This window comes from Nonomuraea sp. SYSU D8015 (genome assembly GCF_008065375.1).
Taxonomy (GTDB): Bacteria; Actinomycetota; Actinomycetes; order Streptosporangiales; family Streptosporangiaceae; genus Nonomuraea.
The window spans coordinates 555,750-576,221 of the sequence record NZ_VJYI01000006.1 but is presented as its reverse complement, the minus strand read 5'-3'; the positions used below and the strand labels follow the sequence as shown (position 1 = coordinate 576,221).

Here is a 20,472-nt window from a genome sequence, read left to right as displayed (position 1 = left end):
ACGCCACCCGCATCGCCACCGCCCAGCTCAACACCCAGGCCAAACCCTGGGTCTGGGGACGCCCACCACCGCCACCACGGCAGCTACGCCGACGGTTCACCTACACCCTTTGAGGAACGCAGCACTACAGTACGCCGATGTGTGCGTAGATACCGACGGCTTGACGGTGTCCGAGGTGGCCCAGTTGGTGCGTGAGCGGACTCGTGGATGGCCGTGGGGCCACCCCACCGCGACGCCCCGCGGTCTCGTTGACCGGCAGAGTTACGCACTGACATCGCAGGTTGATGCCGTCCCTGCTGCGGCGAAGGTTCCCCTGCTGTGGTTCTCGGGTGCAACGGCGGTCGGGAAATCGACGATCGGCTACGAGATCTTTAGGCACATCTACCGGACCGGCGTGCGAGCTGCCTATGTCGATGTGGAACAGATCGCTGCACTGCGCCCTTCCACGGACGACGATGAGGACAACCACCGCCTCAAAACACGCAATCTCGCGGCCCTCTGGGCTGAGTATCGCGCGGTTGGGGCCAGGTATCTGATCGTCTCCGGGGAGGCCGACTCTGACGAAATCGTCCGCGGTTACGCCGACTTGCTTCCTGATACGGCGCTGACGGTGTGCCGCCTCCACGCCTCCCCGACCACGTTGCACGAGCGCGTCGTGCAGCGTGGTCGGGGAGGCGGGCCAGCGATGCCGGGCGACGCCCTGAAGGGGCTGGACCAAGGCGCCCTGCGCCGCGTCGCCGAGAGGGCGGCGGGCGAGGCCGAGGCTCTCAACCGCGCTGGAGCAGGCGATCTCCGCATCGACACTGACGGCCGGTCGGTTCACGAGGTGGCCGCGGAAGCAATGGCCCGCCTCGAACTGGCAACGGGTGCGAACGTCGACAGTTGAGGCCGCCGTAGTCCGGAGAAAGGACATGATGCGCAAGCGGCCCGGTGCCGAGGACCTGGAGGCGTGGGTCGCCACCGCGGCCCCCTACGAGGCGCTTCCGGCGTGTCTGGTCGGCGGCTGCGGGCGTGATTGGCGGCCGGGCTCGGGGATCTGCGACCTGCACGCCCGGCGGCTGCGAGCGGACGGCCTGGAGGTGGCGGACGCGGCCTGGCTGGATCGCCAAGCGCCGTTCCTGATCGTCAACCAGTTCTCGCTGGCGCCGCTGGAGCCGGTGGTGCGCGCGGAGTTGCTGTTCGCGCTGGCCGCCCGGGATGAGCGGGGACAGCGGCTGGACCCGACCGCGGTCCGCCAGTCGGTCGCGGTGCTGGCCGGCCATCGCATCGCCGCGATCGCGGCGGTCCAGTTGGGCGCGCTGCCGACCCGGGCCACGGCGAACGTCGATGCGCTGTTGCGGGAGACGTTTCGGGTGGTGGGTGCGGCCTTCGACCGCTACAACCTGGAGCGGATCCGTGCGGCTGACGCGCTGTTGCTGGGCGCCAACTCCTACCGCATGTTCATGGGCTTCTGGCCGGCCCAGGCGGCCAACCCGGAGGCCGGCGAGGTGCACCGGGAATTCGGTGAAATCTACGGCCGGATCCCTGTCAACGTGATCTCCGATTCCCTCACTGGCGACGACGTGGCGCAGTGGCAGCAGCAGACCACCGTCATCCCGCGCGCTCCGGCGCAGACGTACGTCAAAGAGCTCAAGGACGGCTCCGACGGCGACATCGTCACCTTCGGCAGCCGGGTCACGTGGAACGCGTTGCTCGTGGCAGGCCTGGTCGACGAGCTGCACCTGATCGTCGGTGCGAACGCGCTCGGTGACGGCACCCCCGCCTTCACCTCGGCGGCCAACGGGCTGTCCCTGGCGGAAACCCGCCGGTTCGACGATTCGGACAACGTCCTGCTGCGCTACACCACCGGGCGGTGAGCGGGCGACGCGCTGCCCGCCGCCGCCCGGTCCGGCCCAGCTCGCCGGGGCAGCAGCGTAACGCCTGCGGCGGTTCTGCTCTGTAGAGGGACTCACCGAGCAGGCCGGCGCTCTGACCAGGCGGGGCAGGCGCGGGTTGTCGGCCGGACGTCCGCCCAGGCGTGGTTATCTAGGGTTGGAGGACCCTTCCAGCAGGTTAGAGGACGATGATCTCTTCTTTCACGTAGGCCAAGTTGACCGAACGCAGCCCGTGCCAAGCGGCATGCTCAGTGACGTGCGGCATGCAGCTGTTCGATCGGGCGGTGCTGTGGCTGATTACCAACCGGGTGCTGCTGCCGGGTATCACCACCTTGTCCCGGCTGGTCACCGAGGTGCGCCGGGCCGTGCTGGAGTCGATCAACCGCGGCCTGGCGGAGGTTGCGCCGCCGCTGATGCGGGCCGAGCTGGTGGCGACCCTGCAGGTGCCGGACGGTAAGAAGGTCTCCACTCTGGAGTGGATGCGTACGGCGGTGACCAGGCTGTCGGGCACCGGGATGGAGCAGGCGCTGGATCGCGCCTCGTACGTGCTGGGGCTGGGCACGGGGGCGGTGGACTGCACTGCGGTGGCGCCGGTGAAGCTGTCCGAGCTGGCCCGCTTCGGGATGATGGCCAAGGCGTTCCGGATCGAATGGCGGGAGAAGGACCGCCGCCTGGCCACCCTGCTGGCCACGGTGCGGCAGCTGGAGGGCACCGCGGTCGATGACGCGCTGCTGCTGTTCGACCTGCTGATGTCGACGGTGCTGCTGGCCGGGGCCGGCCGGGCGGCCGACAAGGAGAAGCTGCGCAACCTGCCCCGGCTGCGGGTGGCGGCCGCCCGGCTGGCAACGGCGTGGACGATCCTGCTGGAGACGCCGCCGTCCGGCCCGGCCAAGGAAGGCGACGGCCCCGAGGACGACAGGCCGGACGGAGAACAGCACGTGCTGCCCCAGCGGTACCAGCAGCCGCCCCGACACCCGGTGCCAGCCCGGCCGCCGGCGGCGGAACCCGCGGGCGAACTGGAAGGCGCCCAGGACTCCGTAGCCGGAGGCGGCGAAGATGTGCAGGATCACGGGGGTCGGCGCGTCGAAGTACCGCGCGTTCGCGGATGTGACCTCCGCACCGGTGAACAACTCGGTCAGCCGGACGGCACCGGCGATCAGCGGGACGACGGTGAGCGCGATCAGCCCGGCGGGCACGAGCCGGCCGTCGCCACGCCGGGAGGCACGCGGACGCGGCCGCGGCGCGGTGGCCGCCACCGGGGAGAGCGTCGGATTCGAGTGCTCGGTCATGGATCGATCCTGCGACGAGAGGCGGGGACGGCTCATCGGGCCACCGGCCCGACCTGCGCCCGCCCCACGGCCGACCGCGATCTCGTACTTTCGGCCAGGCCCCGAGCCCTGGAGGCACCCGGCCTCCTCGTCCTACGCCAGAAGGACGATCTTGCCGCGGGCGTGCTCCCGCTCCAGGAGCCGGAGGGCGTCGGCGGTCTCGCTGAGCGGATACGTGCGTTCGATCACCGGTGTCACCTTGCCGTCGGCGACGAAGCCGGCGAGCGTCCACAGGTCCTCGGCGGTGCTCCGGGAGGTCAGGACGCGGAGCCGCTGCCGGACGAACGGCGTCTGCGCGACCGTGGCCAGCAGCCGGGGAATGGGCCCGAGCACCGGCCCACCCGCGCTGTGGGAGGCGATGTAGATGCCGCCGGGGGCGAGGAGCCGGCGCAGCGCCGAGATCGGGTGGTTGCCGACCATGTCGATCAGGACGTCGAAGCGGCGTGTATCCCGGGTGAAATCCTCGCGGGTGTAGTCGATCACGTGGTCGGCGCCGAGCGAGCGCACCAGCTCGGCGTTGCGGGTGCTGCACACGCCGGTGACCTCGGCGCCGAGCGCCTTGGCGAGTTGCACGGTGAACGTGCCGACCCCGCCGGAGGCGCCGTTGACCAGCACCGTCGTGCCGGGGCGCGCGGCGCCGAGCCGCAGCGCCTGCAAGGCTGTGATCCCGGCCACGGGTAAGGTGGCCGCCTGCTCGAACGTCACCTGCTCCGGCTTCCTGGCCAGGCGTTTCGCCGGGATCGCGACGTATTCGGCGAAGCCGCGCTGGGCCGCCTCGCCGAAGACCTCGTCGCCGACCTGGAGGTCCTTGACGTCCGGGCCGATCTCCGCCACCGTGCCCGCGACGGCGCGTCCCAGGACGGTGGCCTTCGGCCGCCGCACCCCGAACGCCAGGCGCAGCAGGAGCGGCGTGCCGCGCAGGGTGAGCAGGTCGGCGTGGTTGAGCGCGGCGGCGCGCACCCGGACCAGCACCTCACCCGCGGCCGGGGCGGGACGGTCGACGTCGGCGTGACGCACGACGTCGGGCGAGCCGTACTCCTGATAGACGATCGCTTTCATGCCGGTCTCCTGATTCGTGTGGGTTCAGCGACGCGTGGCTCGGGCGATGCCGTCGATGACGGCGAAGACGATCGTGAGGGCGGACACGACGATGAGCGCGGTGTTGATCCAGGTGGTCGCGCTCTGCGGCCAGGCGGCGGCCTGGGTGAAGCCGGGGTTGAGCACCCGGTCACCGGCGGCGAGCCAGAGCAGCGCGATCGGGCAGGCGATCTCGACCAGTGTCCCGGCCACGGCGAGCGGAACGCTCCACCGGGCGTAGTGCTTGGCGTAGGCGACGGCGAGGTTCAGGGTCACCAGGGCGATGAACGCGTACACGAAGCCGGTCTGCCACAGCCACGGCGCGAACACGCCGATGGGGACGCCGTGCGCGTCGGTCTCGGTGCTGATCACCGGGGAGAGCAGGATGAGGGTGGTGAACAGCACCATCGCCACGGTGTAGATGATCAGCTCGCCGTAGCGGGCGCGGCGGGTGGGCGGCTCGGGGAGCGCGTCGGGCGTCCAGCGCCTGGCGGGCGTGCGGCGTCCCGCGGCGCCTCCGGTGACGCGTCCGGCGACGCGTTCGATGGTCGCGAACAGCAGCGTGGTCCAGCAGACCAGGTGCGCGGCGGTGGTGAGCGCCGCACCGAGGGTGTCGCCGATCAGGTCGAGCGCGCCCGCCCCGCGCAGTCCCTGCACGAGCCCCACCGCCACGGCCACGGCGGGCACGATGGTCACGAGCAGGGCGGTCAGTAATCGCGTGTAGTCGAGGTAGAGCGCGGGGCCGATGAGCTGGAGCGGACGGTCCGCGTAACCGGCCGCCAGCCGCGCCGGGTCGCCGAGCTCGGTGAGCACCGCGAACTCGGCCTCGGCCCGGTCGGCGCCGGCCTCCACCCGGTCGTCGACGGCGTCGGCGATGGAGGCCCGCAGCTCGCGTTCGATGTCGATGTCGGGCCGCTGGTCCTCGGATCGCTGGCTCCCGCTTCGCCGGCTTCTGGGCAGGTGGCGCAGGACCGCAGCGACATAGCGGTCGGTGAGCGTGTTGGTGGTGGCAGGAGTGGTCATGACGCGCCTTTCAGGGAGCGGAGTACGGTGTCGAGCTCGTCCCAGTCGCGACTGAGCGCGGCGGCGAGCGCGGCGCCCCTGTCGCTGGTGCGGTAGAACTTGCGCGGCCGGGATTCCTCGGTGTTCCAGTCGCTGGTCACCAGACCCTGTTTCTCCAGGCGGCGCAGGAGGGGGTAGAGGGTGTTGGCGTCGACGGCGAGGCCCGCCCGGGTGAGGCGGTCGAGCAGCGCGTAGCCGTAGTCGGGGCGGTCGAGCATGAGCAGGCAGGCCAGGACGACGGTGCCCCGCCGCAGCTCCTGGAGATGGGTGGCAAGCAGCTCATCGTCATCGTGCACATGCCACACGATACTGTGCGCCACACACTATTGCGACGAGCACGGCATAAAGTTGAACCATTCAGGGTGGCGCGACAGGGCTCGACAGGGGCTCGACAGGGCCCCGTCACCGCAAGCCACGTAGCCCACAAACACGGCTTGGAGTTCGGCGCGGACCTGGCTGACCGGCTTCGACGGCACCCCAGATCACTTCGCTCTGGCCATCCAACTGACCACTATCCACCAGCTACCACGAGAAATGGGGCAGGCCACGGTGGCCCGGCACTCGGGTCCGTGTCACCCGACGCAAAGTAGCTGTGAGTAACTGAGGGCTCCCGGACGGCTTGACATAAAGCTGTTAGCGAGCAACGCGGCCTGCGGAAACGTCTCCGCCGTCGTTATCGCGGTGGCGAGCGCCGGACTCATCCCCGAACGCCCGGACTGAAACTCGTGGCCGGGCACCGCAGCCGTCACCCGCTGTGGCCTGCGGCAACGCTCTACTTTGGGGCTCGTTGCACGGACCCGGGCGGAGGGCCTATATTGACGCCGCCGTGAAAGCTTCTCTGCAGGCGGGCGGGAACCCGGTGATCCGCCCGGAGATCCGGGCCCGACTGTCCCCGTTGATCTGGGAGCACATCAATTTCCACGGCAGTTACCCGTTCATCCGGCCGGAGACGCCGGGGAACCTGCGGCCGCTGCGCGATGCCACGGCCGAAGACGACGAACAGGACTGACCGCGATGGGGTCCGGCGCCCTCACGAAGACGGTGGCGCTGAGGCCGGCCGTTCAGCGGTTGTCGTTGTCGTCGCGGGCCTCGTTCTTGTCCGCGGCTGATTGGGCCCGGCGGTCGAAGTCGTCTTCGGCGGTGTCGCTGTCGGGGTTCTTGGCCGCGGCGGACTGGATCCGGGCGGCAGCGTTTCCCCGGAAGGTCTATGCGTGTTGCGAAGGATGGAGTCTACGGTGCCTGAGTGGCTCCTGTGGATGCCTCGTCTGAGGCTGTCTCCGACGAGTACCGCGGTCAGTGGGATCTGTACTGGACCTCTCGCGGTGCCGTGATCCCGCGTGGGTTCCTGCCGCTGCTGGATGAGTGGCAGGACATCGACGCGCGCGAGCGCCGGTTGAGCATCGAGAGCCGGACGCCGATCCTGATCGACCCGCACGGCAGGATCGATCCTCGGCTGGCCGCCTTCTTCCGCCGGTCCCGCTTCTCCCGCCTGGCGATCGGCTCGCGGCTGGCGTAGGCCAAGGACTACCGGCTGTTCTTCTCGTTTCTGTGGGCGCGCAGCACCAACTGGAACGAGGCTGACCCCGACGACCTGGACGACTACGAGGCTTGGCGGCGCCGCTCGGAGGACGCGAAACCACCCCTGCCCCTCGAAGTCGATCACAGTGCCGTCCCTGGCAGGTGCCGGGCCTGTCGGATACTCGTCTGCATCTTCGTGTGCCTCTTGAGGTCGCAGTGCCGCCTTTGCCTCGGGTCGGTTGCCATGAGTCCCGAGTAGAGCGTTGCCGCAGGCCACAGCTGGTGATGGCGACGGGGAGAGGGCTGTCAGGGGTGGAGGACGACCTTGATGGCTCCGGAGGCCCGGTCACCGGCCACGCGGAAGGCCTCTGGGGCATCGTCGAGGGGGAAGCGGTGGGTGATCACCGTCTGCGCGATCGCAGGGTTGCCGGCGAGCAACGCTGCGGCCTGTTCGGTGTCGCGGATGCCGTCGTGCCGGCTGTAGGAGATGGAGTTGACGTAGGTGAGTTCCTTGACCAGGCTGGCGACGCCCGGGATGGGAACGGTGTGCACGTAGACGCCCAGCAGCACGATGCGACCGCCGGGGCGGGCCAACTCGGCGCACCGGGCGAGACCGGACTCGCTGCCGGCGGCGTCGATCACGACGTCGTAGAGGCCTTCGGTTGGGCCGGCTTCGAGACGTTCCGCAGCCATCCTCTGGTGCTTGTGGCGCACCTCGATATCAACGTCGTGGCCGCGCTGCCGGGCCGCGGCCACGGCCAGCAGCCCGATGCTGCCGCCGCCAACGACCGCCACCCGCTCGCCCGGCGTGAGCGCCGCCCTGCGGACGCCGTGCCAGGCCACTGACGCCGGCTCCACGAGGCAGGCGTCGCGTACGTCCAGGCCGGCCGGAAGCGGGACGAGCATGTTCTCCGAGACCGTCACGGCATCGCACATGCCGCCGTTTCGGAATATGCCGAGCGTTCCGTGCTCCGGGGCAGTGCACCGCTGGACATGGCCGGTGCGGCATTGGTCGCACTGTCCGCAGTAAACCGTGGGTTCGACGGCATAGCTCCGGCCGTCGGCGGCGGTGCCGGCGAACTCGTGGCCGTAGGTGTAGCCCTGAACGGTGTAGCCCTGAACGCCGCCGGCCGCGAAGTTCACGTCGGTCCCGCAGATGCCCGTCGAGGCGATGGTGAGGCGTACGCCGGGCGCTACCGGTTCGTCGATCTCGGTCACGAGGATGCCCTGGTCGGTGTTACGCACTGCGCGCATGATGATCCCTTCAACTCGCCACTATGTGAACGCTGTTAGCTTATGATAAGTGATCGGCGTTCGCCTACGCCTTATCGTGGTCCCGTGCGCGAACCCACAACGACAGGCATGGCCAGCGAGCTGCCGCCGCATGACCCGCGGAAGAACCAGCGGGCGGAACCGAGGCCGGGCACGGCGGCCTGGTGGCTTGCCCGGGAGAACGAACCGGCGCGGCGGCGGCGGCGCAGATCACTGACCCTCGATGCCGTCCTCGACACGGCCATGGCCCTGCTCGACACGCGCGGGGTGGCCGCGCTGACGATGCGCAACATCGCCGAGGGACTCGGCTGCACGCAGGCGTCCCTCTACCGCCACGTGCGCAACCGCGAGGAACTGGTGACCCTGCTGGTCGACCGGTCACTCAGCGTGGTGAGCTCGGTTCCGCCCGGCGACACGGACTGGGCCGAGAAGGCGGCGTGGTCCGCACGCCTGTTCCGTGAGCACCTGCTCCGGCACCCCGGCGTGGCCTCGCTCCTTCGCGGGACCGAGCGGCTCGGCCCCAACTCGCTGGCCGGGGTGCAATACTCCCTCGAACTGTTCATCGGCGCCGGCTTCAGCCCCCGGCTCGCGTACGCCGCCGCATCGTCGCTGGCCACCTTCATCATCGGCTCGGTGAACTTTAACCTCGGCCTGGACTCGTCAGATCCCGAAGAGAGCCGTCACCGGCGCCTGCTGTACCGCTCCCGAGACGCCGCGGCCTTGCCCCTGATCGTGCAGCACGCCGACGCCCTCGCGGAGGTCAGCAGCGACGACGAGTTCGAAGTAGGCCTCAAGGCATTGTTGACCGGGTTCCGCGCCCTGATCCAGAACCCGGACATCACGCACGATTAGCGCACCTGGCCGGCCTTCAAGCTGCTGACCGGCTTCAATGACGGTCGCCCGGAAGCGGCCTCTGGGCCGGCCGCGCGGAGAGCGTCGGCGGCGCGGCGGGGGTCGAGCGAGCCCCGCCTAATGCGTACGTCAGAGCTGGTCATGAGCCAGCAGAAACCCCGCCCAGGCTTGCTGCTCGAGCGGCCGCAGAGCGTCTTTCGCCACAGCGGCACGGTATCGGATCCCACCTGGCGACCGGCGTTGACATCAACTCGCACAACGCCCTCTGAAGAGCCCCTCAGGCGGAAACGGCTGGACAACTGGTGGCGTCTTATGACGAAGGTCAAAACCAGCGTTTTGTAGGCGGACTGCTACCAGGCCGGTGTGCAATACCGCAGTGAAGATCATGAATCTGAACCCGCTCAAGGCCCGGAGAGCAGGACGGCCATGGCTGGCGACAGCGGTCACGCTGGTGGTGCTCCTACTGGCGTACGTTTCAGGACAGCTACTGGCGGAATGGGTCCCACGGAAACACGAGTTCTACGAGAAGCCACCGGTGTGGCCGCAGCTCGCCTCAGGTGCTCCGGCGGTCATCATCACCGTCCTGCTCGCCGCCTGGGCACTGACCCGGCAGACGATGGACCGGGCTCGGGCGAGGCGGGTGCCGGCGCCCACCGCGACGGAGCTGGCCGCGCTACCGGTCAAGGACCGCGAGGAACTGCTGATCCAGCGCCAGCAGGCGCGCACCCAATGGATCAGCGGAACAGGTGTCGTGCTGAGCGTGGCCTTCACCGCGTTTGGCCTGATGTACACCGCGCTGACCCTGGAGGCAACCCGCGAGGCGCAGATCACCGACCGCTACATCAAGAACATCGAGCAGCTGGGCTCATCCAGGCTCGACGTCCGCTTAGGTGCGATCTACGCGCTGGAACGCCTGGCCCGAGACTCCCCGCGCGACCACGACACCATCTATGACGTGCTGACAGCCTTCGTCCGCGAGCACGATCCTGAGGTCAAGCCGCCGGCGAAGCCGGCCACTGACATCCAGGCCGCCTTGACCGTCATCGGCCGTGGAACCGCTGAACCGTACTATCTGCCCCTTAATGCCGACCTCGGTGAGATCCGCGCTCCCGGTGCAAGCCTGGACCATTCAAATCTCATTGGATCGGATCTTCGCTTGGCTGACCTGAGCAGAGCGAACCTGGTTCAGGCGACCCTGATCGACGCGAACCTCAGCAAGGCGAACCTCAGCAAGGCGAACCTGAGCTGGGCAGACCTGAGCGGGGCGAACCTGAGCGGGGCAGACCTGAGCGAGACGAACCTGAGCGGGGCGAACCTGAGCGGGACGGACCTGAAAGGCGCGGACTTGAGAGGCGTCAGAGGGATGACGCCTGATCAGATCCGCCGGGTTGCCGTCACGGACAAAACCACTCGGTTCTGACGAGCGATGAAGCCGCCCCCGACGCTAGGCCGGTGCGCGGCATGGTCTGTTTGGCGGTGCCGGATCGGGTGCGTCGTCCAGCCAATGGGTTCGACAAGATCTTGAGCTGTTCACCACGCTGGTTGCCATGTCCAGTCCCGAGGCGTCAAGACGAGCTTACGTTGCCCGTTGAGGGTGACGGTCGTGGGGTAGGCCTCGGGGCGGGCGGTGTTCCGGTCTTGTGGGCGGGGATGTCCAGCAGGCAGACAGCGTCCTGGGCGAGCACGTCGGCAGAATCGCCCGGAATAGGGGGCCAGACCAAGTACGAGATAAAGGGGCAGTGTCCCCTCCCAACCGATGGTTATCGTGGATTCCTGGCGCCTTCCCGCAGGCCAGAGATCGATGATCTTGTCATGCACGTAAGGCACGTTGAGTCGAAGGTGGGCCTGAGTGTTCGGCAGAGCTGGCGATGCCGGTCGGGCCAACATCAGGGGCTGGGTGGTCTGGTCAGTTGCTGTGTCGGCGGTGCCGAGCGGGGGTCGTGTTCGGCGGTGATGCGGGCGGAGCTCCTCGCCTGTGGACCGGCCGCGCGGAGCTCGGCGAGCTCTGCGCGGCCCTGTTGAGGCTCTACCTGGTGCACGACCGCAAGGAGTCCGCCCATCGGCGTACCGGTCCGCGGTGGTCGAACCCGTCGGGTGAGCCGGCTCGGCCTGGTCAGTCCGCGGTCTGGCCGCCGCAGAACACCTCCTTGACGAGCCTGTCCACCAGCTTCTGGTAGTCCTTTGCCGGGCCCCTTGTGGCCTCGTCCACCCAGGTCACCGAGGCGGTCAGGGTCGTCTTGCCGTCAGGTGAGCTGTACATGAACGCCCCGTAGCCGTGCGGGGGGCTGCCGTTGTGCTGGTAGACGGTGCCGCAGTTCGGGCCCAGGTCCTGTACGAACAGCCCGAGGCCATAGCCCATCTTCGGGTGCGGCTTGCGCATCTCGGCCAGCAGGTTGGCCGGCAGGAGCTTGCCGCCGTTCAGCGCGGAGAAGAACGTGTGGAGATCCTGGGTGGTGGAGATCAGGTCACCGGCGCCGGCCAGCAGGGAGAGGTTCTGGCGCGAGACGTCGACCACCTTCTTCAGGCCATCCTCCTCATACCGGTAGTAGCCGTGGGCGTGCGGCCCGGGGAGCTGCGTCCTGTTGCCCGCCACCATGGTGCCCCGCAGCCGGAGCGGCCGCATGATCCGCCGCTGCAGCTCCTCAGCGTACGGGCGGCCGGTGACCTTCTCGATCAGCAGCAAGGCCAGCGTGTAGTTGGTGTTGGCGTACATCTGGTTCGTCCCCGGCTCGAACCGTGCCGGCTTGGCCAACGCCAGCCGGGCCAGTTCCTCGGGCCGGTAGCTGCGGAACCGGTTGTCCAGCCATTCCTTGCCTGCGGCGGGGATCCCTGGCACGTACGCCCCGTTGGGGTCGAAGTCGCCGGTGTAGTTGAACAGGCCGCTGGTGTGCTGCAGCAGCATCCGCACGGTGATGCGCTCGTCCAGCCCGAACTCGGGCAGGTAGCCGGCCACCGGGGCGTCCAGGGCGATCTTGCCCTCGGCCACCAGCTGGAGCACCACGGTCGCGGTGACGGGCTTGATGATGCTGCCCGCCCAGAACGACCCGTTCGTCGGCGGCTTCGCGGTCGTGCCCAGCTTGCGTACCCCCGCGTTGCCGACCCACCCTCCCCGCTCATCGTGCACGCGCACCTGCACCCCGAGGAAGCCGGCATCGACGAACGCCTGCGTGGCCTTCTGCAGCTCCGGGCGATCCTGCCCGGCAGCGGCTTTCGGTGCGGTAGCGCTGCTGTCCGCGGCGGCCACCCCGGGTGCGGACACAGCCGCCCCGGCCAGCAGCGCTGCCGCCAGCGCCGTGACCGCCACTCGCCGCAGAACCTTGGCCTGCGTGATCGCTGATGGTGATGAGGTTTTCATGGTTCCTTGTCTTTCGGTGTCGCGCTCAGGCGAACACGTCGCCGAGCGATTCGGGGTCGATGAGTAAGGGGGATTGGGGGAGGCGGGCGGCTGCGTGCCCATCGGCTCGCCTATCAGGAAGTCCAGGCGCGCTTGCGGAAGTAGTGCAGAAAGCCGATGAGTCGGTGCCCGGCCCCGGCGACGACGATCAGCTCGAAATCCTTGTCAGCGGCGACCCGACTACTTGCCGCCGAACACCTCCTGGACGAGCCGCTGCGTCCCCTTCTGGAACGCCTCCCCCATCGACAGGGCGGCGTCGTCGACGTAGTTCAGCGAGGCGGTCAGCGTCCTGCCGCCGTCGGGCGTGCTGTACATCAGCCCGGCGTGGCCGGTGATGCCGCCGTTGTGCGTGATGACCTTGCCGCCGCCCGGCACGTCCTGGACGAACACACCCAAGCCATAGCCGGCCTTCGCCTCCGGCGTGCACATCTCGGCCAGCAGCTCGCCCGGCAGCAGCCGGCCGCCCAGCAGCGCCGAGATGAACGTGGCCAGATCGGCGGTGGTCGAGATCATGTCGCCGCCGGTCGAGATCCAGGACGGGTTCTGGCGGGTGACGTCGACCACCTGCTCCTGACCGTCCTCCTCATAGCGGTAGTAGGCGTGCGCGTGCGGCGTGGGAACGTCCGTCGAGGTGTCCGGCACCACCGTGCCCGACAGCCCGAGCGGCCGCAGGATCAGCCGCCGCATCTCCTCGCCCAGCGAGCGGCCGGTGACCTTCTCGACCAGCAGCCGAGCCAGCACGTAGTTGGTGTTGGAGTAGCTCCAGTCGGTTCCCGGCTCGAACCGGGCCGGCTTGGACAGCGCCAGCCGTACCAGCTCCTCCGGCCGGTAGGTGCGGAACCGGCCCTCCACCCACTCCCGGCCCTGGTAGACGACCCCCGGCACGTACTCGGGGTAGTAGTCGCCGGTGAAGTTGAACACCCCGCTGGTGTGCTGCAGCAGCATCCGCACCGTGATCCGCTCGTCCAGCCCGAACTCGGGCAGGTAGCCGGCCACCGGGGCGTCCAGCCCGATCCTGCCCTGGGCCACCAGCTGCAACACCACGGTCGCGGTGAAGGTCTTGGTGTTGCTGCCGATCCGGAAGTGCCCGTCCACCGGCGGCTGCTCGGTCCCGCCGAGCTGGCCCGACCCGGCGCTGCCGACCCACTCGCCCCGCTGGTCGCGCACGCGCAGCGTCACTCCGACGAAACCGGAATCGACCATCTCCTGGATGATCTTCTGCAGCTCGGGACGGTCCGGTGCGGCCGACGCGGCGTCGAGGGCCTCGGTGATCTTGCGGGCCATCTCCGTCAGGGTGGGGCTGGGCGCGCCCTGCTGCGGCATGGTGGCCGCTTCGACGGCGACGAGGACGGTACGGCGGAAGTTGTCGGCCTCGGCCGGCGCCTGCTGCCGGAGCAGGCTCATGGAGGCGGTCAAGGCCGGCAGCACTTGGTCGGCGAGCGCGGCGACCGACGTGCCGCGCAGGCCCTTGGGCGCCTTGGCGAGCACGTGCCCGACCAGGCCGGTCGCGGAGGTCAACGCGATGGAGCCCTCGGTACCGACCCGGTGCGCCGAGCCGGCGGCGCCGGCGGCCGACATCAACGAGACGGCGCCCCACGCGGCGGTCCGCAGGGTGAGCTTGTCCTGCTCGGAAAGGGTGACGGACATTCTGGTGTGCTCCTTCAAAATTGTTACGAAATTCAACTGAACGGAAAAGATCGCCGCCCCACCGGTACCTCCTGAGGTTGCGATCGCCGAACCGTTCACGGCATCACCATCGCCGACTGCTCTGATTCCGGGCCGTTGCCGTCCTGACGCGGCCGCTGACACGACATCGCACGATCGACAGGCGAGCGCGAGGGCTGGTCAGCAGGGGCGGCGTCATCCGTGAGGGTTTCGGCGGCGGCCTGGAGGAGCGGCAGGAGCGGATGCCGCTGCTGGGGCATGAGGCGATCACGGACGCCGGCTGCCGGCGGCCACCGGACGTACCGACGCCCGGTGGCAACGGTTGACCGGACAAAGGTGCCGGCGAACGGTGTGGTCCGGGAAACGACGGGATGCGGCCGGGCCTGTCCTCACACCCGCGGGCCGAGGAAGCAACCGCCGGAGGCGTCGATGACCTGCCCGGTCACTCAGCGGCCCGCCTCGCCGGCCAGGAAGGCCACCACCTCGGCGACGTCGGCGGGCTGCCCGGCCCGGGGGATGGCGTTACCGCTGCCCACCACCTGCTGGACCGCGGGGTTGTCGAGCATCCACGGGTTCATGTCGGTGACCGTCGGGCCGGGCGCCACGGCGTTGACCGTGATGCCCCGCCCGCCGACCAGCTGGGCCAGGGAGCGGCTGAGCACCTCGATGGCGGCCTTGCTCATCGCATACGGCTGCTCGGGCACCGCGATCCTGGTCGCCACCGTGGACAGGTTGATGATGCGACCGCCGTCGTTCACCAAAGGCAGGGCCCGTTGGATGATGAACAACGGTGCCTTAGCGTTGACCGCGATCAGCCGATCGAAGGCCTCAGGTGTGATCGTCTCGATCGAGTCGGCGGTGATGGCGGCGTTGTTGACCAGGATGTCCAGCCGCACCTGGCGGGCCTGCGCGGCCAGGCCCGTTTCAAGGGCGGCGAACAGGTCTCCACATCCCCGACCACGCCCAGCTCGGCCCGTACCGGAAAGGCCGGGCCGCCGTCCTTGCCGATCAGCTCCACCGTCTCCCGGGCAGCGCTGTCGTTGCTGCCGTAGTGCACGGCCACCAGCGCCCCATCAGCCGCCAGCCGCCGCGCGATCGCCCGGCCGATCCCGCGCGAGGCCCCGGTCACCAACGCCGTCTTGCCCGCCAAAGGCGTCATCTCGTCACTCCAGAAGTGCTCTGAATCTCCCGGCGACTAGGATCAACGCGCACCATTACCTAAAACAACGACAACCTACGCAAGGCGGTATTAACCCTCGGGTTAATGCCAAGGAGGATCGTGGAACTTCGCGACATCGAGATCTTCCTGACTCTGGCCGAAGAGCTGCACTTCGGGCGGACCGCCGAACGGCTGCGCGTCAGCCCCGCCCGCATCACCCAGGCCATCAAGAAACAGGAACGCCAGATCGGCGCCCCGCTGTTCGAGCGCACCAACCGCGCGGTCCGGCTGACCGCCCTCGGCCGGCAGCTCCGCGACGACCTCTGGCCCGTCTACACCGGGCTGCAGGACGGCATGCACCGGGCCAAACTGGCTGCCCAGGGCAAGACGGGCCAGCTCCGGATCGGCATGGTCAACGCCAACCATGAAGACCTGCGCCCGTTGTTCGACACCTTCCAGTCCCGCCACCCCGACTGCGACATTCATCTTCGTTACGTCAGTTTCAGCGATCCCTTCGGCCTGCTACGCGCGGGAGCGGTCGATGTGCAGATCGTCTGGCTGCCGGTCGAAGAACCAGACCTCACCGTCGGCCCCACCGTCTACATCGAGCCCGTTGTCCTGGCCGTTGGCACCAAGCATCGGCTCGCAGGCCGACCATCGATCTCCTACGAAGACCTCGCCGATGAGGTGGTCATGAGCGGCGCCAAGCCGGACTACTGGCGCGAGGCGCTCGTCCCCCGGCACACGCCCAGCGGCCGGCCGATCCCCATCGGCCCCGCCGTCACGAGCTCAGCGGAAATGCTCCCCCTACTGTCCAACGGCGAGGCCGTCTCGCCCGCCCATGCGCACGCCGCGCGCTATTTCGCCCGGCCCGACATCGCGTACGTTCCCATCCGCGACGCCCCTTCGGCGCGATGGGCGCTGATCTGGCGCACAGCCACCGAGAGCCACCTCATCCGGGCCTTCGCCCGAGTCGCCGCCGACATAGGCGCCCTTTCCGCCTGAGCGTGCATCTTGGGCACGTGGCCCTTCCTTCCCGCTGCGGCCGCCAGCCCGGCCTGCCAGCTCCACACCCACGTCACCACCGCGAAAACGGCTGCCGCCAGCAGCAGTCGCACCAGCAGCCGGCGCGGCCGCCCGGCCCGCGAGGAGCACGGCGTTGTGCCACCCCCCACGCGCCCAGGACCACGAACTAGCTGTGGGCAGAGACGTGACTGCCCCTTTCTCCCGTACTTGGTCTGCCCCCCGAATAGGGGCGCCGTCGTGCTGCCACCGAATACGGGCCCTCCGCCCGGGTCCGTGCAACGAGCCCCAAAGTAGAGCGTTGCCGCAGGCCACAGCGGGTGACGGCTGCGGTGCCCAGCCACGAGTTTCAGTCCGGGCGTTCGGGGATGAGTCCGGCGCTCGCCACCGCGATAACGACGGCGGAGACGTTTCCGCAGGCCGCGTTGCTCGCTAACAGCTTTATGTCAAGCCGTCCGGGAGCCCCCAGTTACTCACAGCTACTTTGCGTCTGGTGACACGGACCCGAGTGCCGGGCCACGGTGTGCGTCCTCGACCGGGTATCTGATTCTCAGAAACGCTCGATTCTGAGACAAGGTCCGCCGTCAGCGTGACGGCGAACCGGCAAGCCCTCGAATCCCTCTCAAAACCTGGTCTCACGCAAGTGGTCGATCCCTCATGTTGTGAGAAATGTTTGTGAGAGGATTCGGGCATGGCCGACGCCTCACGCCCCCGCGAACGTTCGGATCCCGCCGCCGAATCCGCGGACAATAACACCCGCGACGCCGATGAGGTGGAACACCACCCGTGCCCGCGCTGCGGCGTTGAAGCCGGTTCGCCCTGCCGAGCACGGTCGGGGGCGGTCGCCGGCAGCTATCACACCGGCCGGTTCACCAAAGTGCCGCGGCTGACCAAGCACCTGCGGGTACTCACCCCCACCGACCGGGGACCCGGCCGGCCCTGACGGCCCGGTACCCCGCCGCCGGCCCCGGTCGACCCCGACGCCCGGACCGCCGACATTCGCATCGGCTACGCCCGCTGCTCCTCCCTCTTGGACAGCGGCACGAACCCCAGGGTGTGCGGGTCGCGGTGCACCACCTCCACGTCGATGCCCAGGCCGGCGCCGTGCGCGGCGACCGCGTTCTTGAACCCGGCATCGGTCCACGCCTTGGTCACACTGGGGTTGGCGGCGGCGACCTTGTCCAGCAGCGCCGTTCCGATGGCGTTGTCGTGCACGCTGGCCGCGGCCACCACCACGGCGATCACCAGCCCGAGCACATCGGAGGCGATGCCGCGTTTGCGGCCTCGGCTCTTCTTGCCCGGATCCAGTCCGGTGGTGTCGGCGGGGGCGTTGGCCGAGGTGTGCACGGTCTGGGTGTCCAAGATGACGGCGCTGGGATCCTCGGCCCGGCCCGCTCGCTCACGCACCTGCCAGCGCAGCAGGTCATGGATGGTCTGATCGGTGCCGTCATCGCGCCAGGTGGAGAAGTAGTAGTACACGGCGCTGTACGGCGGGAGGTCATGCGGCAGGTAGCGCCACTGGCAGCCGGTCCGCGCCTGGTACGGGATCGCGTTGACGATCTCCCTCATGTCGTAGTGGCCCTGGTGGCCACTGACTGACGGGTGCTGTGCTTTCCATGCCGAGATGATCGGCCGGATCAGCTCCCAGCGTTCATCGGAGAGATCGCTGGGGTATGGCATGCGCTCGCCCATAACTGTCAGTGCAGCGCACCCACACGCAACGTCAACCGAATTCCGGAAAATCCCTACAGAAACAAAGACATCAAAGCCTCATGCCCTCTCATAACGCCCTCTGAGACCCCCGGAAATCCCAGAGTTCAGGCGAACTGAAGGGTCTTCAGGATGAACCTGGGGGTCTTCAGCTTTCATAGGGCGTTTGGACCCTTGGGTTCGTCACGACTGGCGGGGTCTTGTTCCTCGATCATGGCTGCCAGGAGGGCTCGGGCGTTCTCGGCGTAGCGGATGGCGGTCTTGGGGTCCAGTCCGAAGACGGCGGAGAGGTGGAGAGGGTCGGGGCCGTGCGTGAGGGCTTCGTCGAGCTGGCGGTCGACGCGCAGGCGTTCGAGGGTTGCGGCCTGACCACGCAGTTGGGTCTTGGCGAAGTGGATGGTGCTGACCGGGCCCGTTCCGTGGGCGCTCATCTGGTTGATGAGCAGGTGCGAGTTGGCGGTGCTGGGCCAGCGGGTGCGGCGGTGGTCCAGCCATTCGAGCAGGATCTGGTGGGTGAAGTCGTCGATCGGCCGAGGGCATCCGGCGATGGTGAGCCGTCGGTTGCCGAGGTCGACGTCTTCCAGCAGCAGGGCGCGAATCGCGCCGGGGCGGGCGGCGTGAACGGCGGCGAGCATGAGGGCGAGCCGGGCCGCCGGAGTGGTGGCTGTCTGAACGGCCTGATCAATGTCGGTCGAGGCGAGTGGCTGCGCGAGCCGGTAGGGCTGCTGCCCGACCTTGATGCCGCGTGTGGGGTTGCGGAAGATCTTCCCGGTCTTCCTGCAGAAGGCGAACAACGAGCGCAGCGAGATCAGCAGCTGGATCCGGCGGGAGCCTGTCAGATCAGCGAGGGCAGCCAGAACGTCCTCGCGAGTGATCTCGCGCAGATGGTCATAGCGCTGTGACCAGGCCAGAAGAACAGGCTGGACGTTGTTCATGTGAGTCCAGACGGTGTCCGGCTTGCGCGCTGCGGTGCGGGGACCTCCCCGGGCCAGGGTTCGTAGCCAGTGCTCGGTCTCGGCGCGGATGCCGTCGGCCAGGCCGTCGAGCTTGCGCTCCAGCCAGACTTCGAAGGAGGGGCGCCGGTCGTCGATGAGCACACCCATCTCGGTCAGGACCTCGGCCACACGTTCGACGCTGATGTCCATGGCCCGGATGGCAGGGAACAGCTCGGAGTAGCGGATGACGTCGCCGGCGGTGTGTCGGGACAGCAGGACGGTTAAGGCCCTCCGGACGTTGTCGTGCATGCCTCGGCGCCAGCCGTGGGTCTCGCCGAGCTGGTGGGCGACATAGTTTGCCCACCTCAGCCAGGGGTTGCCGGGGTCGGCGTCGGTGGCGGCGTCGAAGCGGGTGAAGTCGCGGCGTGCCTCGAGCAGTCGGAGCTGGATCCAGCGGATCGGCGGGTGCCGGGCAGGTTCAGGGGGCGGTTTGCGAGGCGCGCCCCGCCGATTGTGGGTGCGGGGCGGGGTCGTTGAGGCGCCTCGGCTGTTGAGCATGCCGGCGAAGAACAGCTGATGGAAGGCGCCGACCTGGTCCAGGAAGCGGGAGGCGATGGCCCTTCCGCCCGCTGAGCCGGTCGCGTGAGCCTCGGTCCGGGCCTGGTTCCAGCACATGCGGCAGTGATGGTTGCGCAGCAGGGCCGACCGGCCGCACCCGGCGCAGGGTTGCTCGTCGCCGCGGTGCTTGTTGCGCCAGAGGGTGCAGGCGGTGCAGCGTCGCCCGTTCAAGATGCCCCAGGCCATGCAGTCGATGCAGCTGGCCGGGCTGCGGTCGGCGGAGTACGGCATCTCACGGGGGCGGCAGCGAGCGGCCGTCACGCTGGCGTGGTGTCACCATCGGCGCGTTCGAGGCCGCGGCCCGCCGCCGGGGCTGTCTGCTGGTCGTCGGTCTTGCGCACCTTGTCCGGTTCGGGGATCAGAAGTTCCTCGACGCCGCAGTTCAGCACCGTGCAGATGACGTTAAGGTCGTCGAGCTTGATGCTGGCCGGCTCGCCCGACCACAGGCCGGACACCTTCCCAGCGCTGATCTTCAGGCCGTGCTCGGCGAGCATCCGCTGCAGCTGGCTGGCCTTCCAGATGCCGCGGTTGGCAGCCGCCAGCCGCAGATTCCACTTCATCGCCGCAGTCCTTCCAGCCGGGTGGCCGCGCGCTGCTGGCCCGCAGCCCAGGCGTCCTCAATGTGAGTGCCGGTGACGTGCACGTACTTCATCGTGGTGGCGATCCATGCATGGCCGAGCAACTGCTGGATGGCGATCAGGTCCATGCCCTGCTGATAGAGCTGGGAGGCGCAGAAGTGCCGCAGCACGTGCGGGGTCAGGACGTCGGCCCATTCCGGCAGATGGACGGCGGCGGCCCTGGCCAGCGCGGCCCGGAGCGTCTCATCGCCGACGCGGGCGACCGAGCCGTCGGTGTTCTTGCGCTCCGACAGCAGCAGGGCCACTCCGGGCCGGGTGTGGTCGTCGCCGCGGCGTAAGCGCCTGCGGGACGTCCGCGAGTCCACGCTGATCGGCTACATCTCCCACCATGACGCACACTTCGGTGA

General features: G+C 68.8%; 21 protein-coding genes. 8 read left to right on the top strand and 13 right to left on the bottom strand.

What is annotated here, in order from left to right:
- Positions 1–175 precede the first annotated feature (175 nt).
- Entirely contained in the window at positions 176–886 is a 711-nt protein-coding gene (locus ID574_RS27915) for a P-loop NTPase family protein (protein WP_188191905.1), read from the top strand.
- A gap of 25 nt (positions 887–911) precedes the next feature.
- On the top strand, positions 912–1,856 hold the full coding sequence (locus ID574_RS27910; RefSeq protein WP_188191904.1) for a dihydrofolate reductase family protein: 945 nt from the start codon (positions 912–914) through the stop codon (positions 1,854–1,856).
- Positions 1,857–2,122: 266 nt separating this feature from the next.
- On the opposite strand, the gene ID574_RS27905 is transcribed toward ID574_RS27910, so the two are convergent.
- The 4 genes from ID574_RS27905 to ID574_RS27890 all read right to left on the bottom strand — a co-directional run bounded on the left by ID574_RS27905 (position 2,123) and on the right by ID574_RS27890 (position 5,637).
- Positions 2,123–3,163 carry a hypothetical protein gene (locus ID574_RS27905; protein WP_188191903.1) on the bottom strand — a complete coding sequence of 347 codons (1,041 nt, stop codon included), beginning with the start codon at positions 3,161–3,163 and terminating at the stop codon, positions 2,123–2,125.
- A 132-nt stretch (positions 3,164–3,295) separates the two neighbouring features.
- Entirely contained in the window at positions 3,296–4,261 is a 966-nt protein-coding gene (locus tag ID574_RS27900) for an NAD(P)-dependent alcohol dehydrogenase (protein WP_188191902.1), read from the bottom strand.
- A 24-nt stretch (positions 4,262–4,285) separates the two neighbouring features.
- Positions 4,286–5,302, bottom strand: coding sequence for a permease prefix domain 1-containing protein (locus ID574_RS27895; protein ID WP_188191901.1), 1,017 nt, complete (start codon positions 5,300–5,302; stop codon positions 4,286–4,288).
- Positions 5,299–5,637: a PadR family transcriptional regulator gene (locus ID574_RS27890; RefSeq protein WP_218156036.1), complete on the bottom strand. Its 339-nt coding sequence runs from the start codon at positions 5,635–5,637 to the stop codon at positions 5,299–5,301. Before ID574_RS27890 ends, ID574_RS27895 begins: the two co-directional genes overlap by 4 nt.
- 530 nt (positions 5,638–6,167) lie before the next feature.
- Here ID574_RS27890 and ID574_RS27885 point away from each other — a divergent pair.
- Positions 6,168–6,350, top strand: a complete 183-nt coding sequence (locus ID574_RS27885) for a Tn3 family transposase (protein WP_188191899.1) — start codon at positions 6,168–6,170, stop codon at positions 6,348–6,350.
- 234 nt (positions 6,351–6,584) lie between these two features.
- A complete protein-coding gene (locus ID574_RS27880) occupies positions 6,585–6,857 on the top strand; it encodes a hypothetical protein (protein WP_188191898.1) in 273 nt (90 codons plus the stop codon).
- A 308-nt stretch (positions 6,858–7,165) separates the two neighbouring features.
- Here the strand turns inward: ID574_RS27880 and ID574_RS27875 are convergent, their stop codons facing one another.
- Entirely contained in the window at positions 7,166–8,113 is a 948-nt protein-coding gene (locus ID574_RS27875) for a zinc-dependent alcohol dehydrogenase (protein ID WP_188191897.1), read from the bottom strand.
- A gap of 84 nt (positions 8,114–8,197) precedes the next feature.
- Between ID574_RS27875 and ID574_RS27870 the strand changes: the two genes are divergently transcribed.
- Positions 8,198–8,983, top strand: coding sequence for a TetR/AcrR family transcriptional regulator (locus ID574_RS27870; RefSeq protein ID WP_223167123.1), 786 nt, complete (start codon positions 8,198–8,200; stop codon positions 8,981–8,983).
- A 385-nt stretch (positions 8,984–9,368) separates the two neighbouring features.
- The gene (locus ID574_RS27865; RefSeq protein WP_223167134.1) at positions 9,369–10,403 is read left to right on the top strand and encodes a pentapeptide repeat-containing protein; all 1,035 of its coding nucleotides are present in this window, start codon (positions 9,369–9,371) and stop codon (positions 10,401–10,403) included.
- 693 nt (positions 10,404–11,096) lie between these two features.
- Here ID574_RS27865 and ID574_RS27860 read toward each other — a convergent pair.
- From ID574_RS27860 to ID574_RS62270, 4 genes are all read right to left on the bottom strand, one after another.
- Positions 11,097–12,338 (bottom strand): serine hydrolase domain-containing protein, encoded by a 1,242-nt coding sequence (locus tag ID574_RS27860; protein WP_188191895.1) that lies wholly within the window; start codon positions 12,336–12,338, stop codon positions 11,097–11,099.
- Between the two features lie 219 nt (positions 12,339–12,557).
- A complete protein-coding gene (locus ID574_RS27855) occupies positions 12,558–14,024 on the bottom strand; it encodes a serine hydrolase domain-containing protein (RefSeq protein WP_223167122.1) in 1,467 nt (488 codons plus the stop codon).
- Positions 14,025–14,488: 464 nt separating this feature from the next.
- The gene (locus ID574_RS62275; protein WP_188191894.1) at positions 14,489–14,938 is read right to left on the bottom strand and encodes an SDR family NAD(P)-dependent oxidoreductase; all 450 of its coding nucleotides are present in this window, start codon (positions 14,936–14,938) and stop codon (positions 14,489–14,491) included.
- Positions 14,854–15,201: an SDR family NAD(P)-dependent oxidoreductase gene (locus ID574_RS62270; protein WP_188191893.1), complete on the bottom strand. Its 348-nt coding sequence runs from the start codon at positions 15,199–15,201 to the stop codon at positions 14,854–14,856. Before ID574_RS62270 ends, ID574_RS62275 begins: the two co-directional genes overlap by 85 nt.
- A 120-nt stretch (positions 15,202–15,321) precedes the next feature.
- On the opposite strand from ID574_RS62270, the gene ID574_RS27840 reads away from it, so the two are divergent.
- Together ID574_RS27840 and ID574_RS27835 are read left to right on the top strand one after the other, a co-directional pair.
- Positions 15,322–16,206, top strand: a complete 885-nt coding sequence (locus tag ID574_RS27840) for a LysR family transcriptional regulator (RefSeq protein WP_188191892.1) — start codon at positions 15,322–15,324, stop codon at positions 16,204–16,206.
- 709 nt (positions 16,207–16,915) lie between these two features.
- A complete protein-coding gene (locus ID574_RS27835) occupies positions 16,916–17,167 on the top strand; it encodes a zinc finger domain-containing protein (RefSeq protein WP_223167121.1) in 252 nt (83 codons plus the stop codon).
- Positions 17,168–17,232: 65 nt separating this feature from the next.
- On the opposite strand, the gene ID574_RS27830 is transcribed toward ID574_RS27835, so the two are convergent.
- The 4 genes from ID574_RS27830 to ID574_RS27815 all read right to left on the bottom strand — a co-directional run bounded on the left by ID574_RS27830 (position 17,233) and on the right by ID574_RS27815 (position 20,430).
- Positions 17,233–17,904, bottom strand: coding sequence for an IS5 family transposase (locus ID574_RS27830; RefSeq protein WP_223167120.1), 672 nt, complete (start codon positions 17,902–17,904; stop codon positions 17,233–17,235).
- Positions 17,905–18,089: 185 nt separating this feature from the next.
- Positions 18,090–19,748: a site-specific integrase gene (locus ID574_RS27825; protein ID WP_188191890.1), complete on the bottom strand. Its 1,659-nt coding sequence runs from the start codon at positions 19,746–19,748 to the stop codon at positions 18,090–18,092.
- Positions 19,745–20,047 carry a helix-turn-helix domain-containing protein gene (locus ID574_RS27820; protein ID WP_223167119.1) on the bottom strand — a complete coding sequence of 101 codons (303 nt, stop codon included), beginning with the start codon at positions 20,045–20,047 and terminating at the stop codon, positions 19,745–19,747. The genes ID574_RS27825 and ID574_RS27820 overlap by 4 nt, the downstream gene beginning before the upstream one ends.
- Entirely contained in the window at positions 20,044–20,430 is a 387-nt protein-coding gene (locus ID574_RS27815; protein WP_223167118.1) for a tyrosine-type recombinase/integrase, read from the bottom strand. Before ID574_RS27815 ends, ID574_RS27820 begins: the two co-directional genes overlap by 4 nt.
- Between the last annotated feature and the right edge of the window lie 42 nt (positions 20,431–20,472).

Coding starts and splice junctions, on each gene's coding strand:
- ID574_RS62270 (WP_188191893.1), bottom strand. CDS start 15,201: ATGACGCCTTTGGCGGGCAAGACGGCGTTGGTGACCGGGGCCTCGCGC.
- ID574_RS27855 (WP_223167122.1), bottom strand. CDS start 14,024: ATGTCCGTCACCCTTTCCGAGCAGGACAAGCTCACCCTGCGGACCGCC.
- ID574_RS27910 (WP_188191904.1), top strand. CDS start 912: ATGATGCGCAAGCGGCCCGGTGCCGAGGACCTGGAGGCGTGGGTCGCC.
- ID574_RS27900 (WP_188191902.1), bottom strand. CDS start 4,261: ATGAAAGCGATCGTCTATCAGGAGTACGGCTCGCCCGACGTCGTGCGT.
- ID574_RS27830 (WP_223167120.1), bottom strand. CDS start 17,904: ATGCCATACCCCAGCGATCTCTCCGATGAACGCTGGGAGCTGATCCGG.
- ID574_RS27820 (WP_223167119.1), bottom strand. CDS start 20,047: ATGAAGTGGAATCTGCGGCTGGCGGCTGCCAACCGCGGCATCTGGAAG.
- ID574_RS27835 (WP_223167121.1), top strand. CDS start 16,916: ATGGCCGACGCCTCACGCCCCCGCGAACGTTCGGATCCCGCCGCCGAA.
- ID574_RS27860 (WP_188191895.1), bottom strand. CDS start 12,338: ATGAAAACCTCATCACCATCAGCGATCACGCAGGCCAAGGTTCTGCGG.
- ID574_RS27875 (WP_188191897.1), bottom strand. CDS start 8,113: ATGCGCGCAGTGCGTAACACCGACCAGGGCATCCTCGTGACCGAGATC.
- ID574_RS27905 (WP_188191903.1), bottom strand. CDS start 3,163: ATGACCGAGCACTCGAATCCGACGCTCTCCCCGGTGGCGGCCACCGCG.
- ID574_RS27895 (WP_188191901.1), bottom strand. CDS start 5,302: ATGACCACTCCTGCCACCACCAACACGCTCACCGACCGCTATGTCGCT.
- ID574_RS27865 (WP_223167134.1), top strand. CDS start 9,369: ATGAATCTGAACCCGCTCAAGGCCCGGAGAGCAGGACGGCCATGGCTG.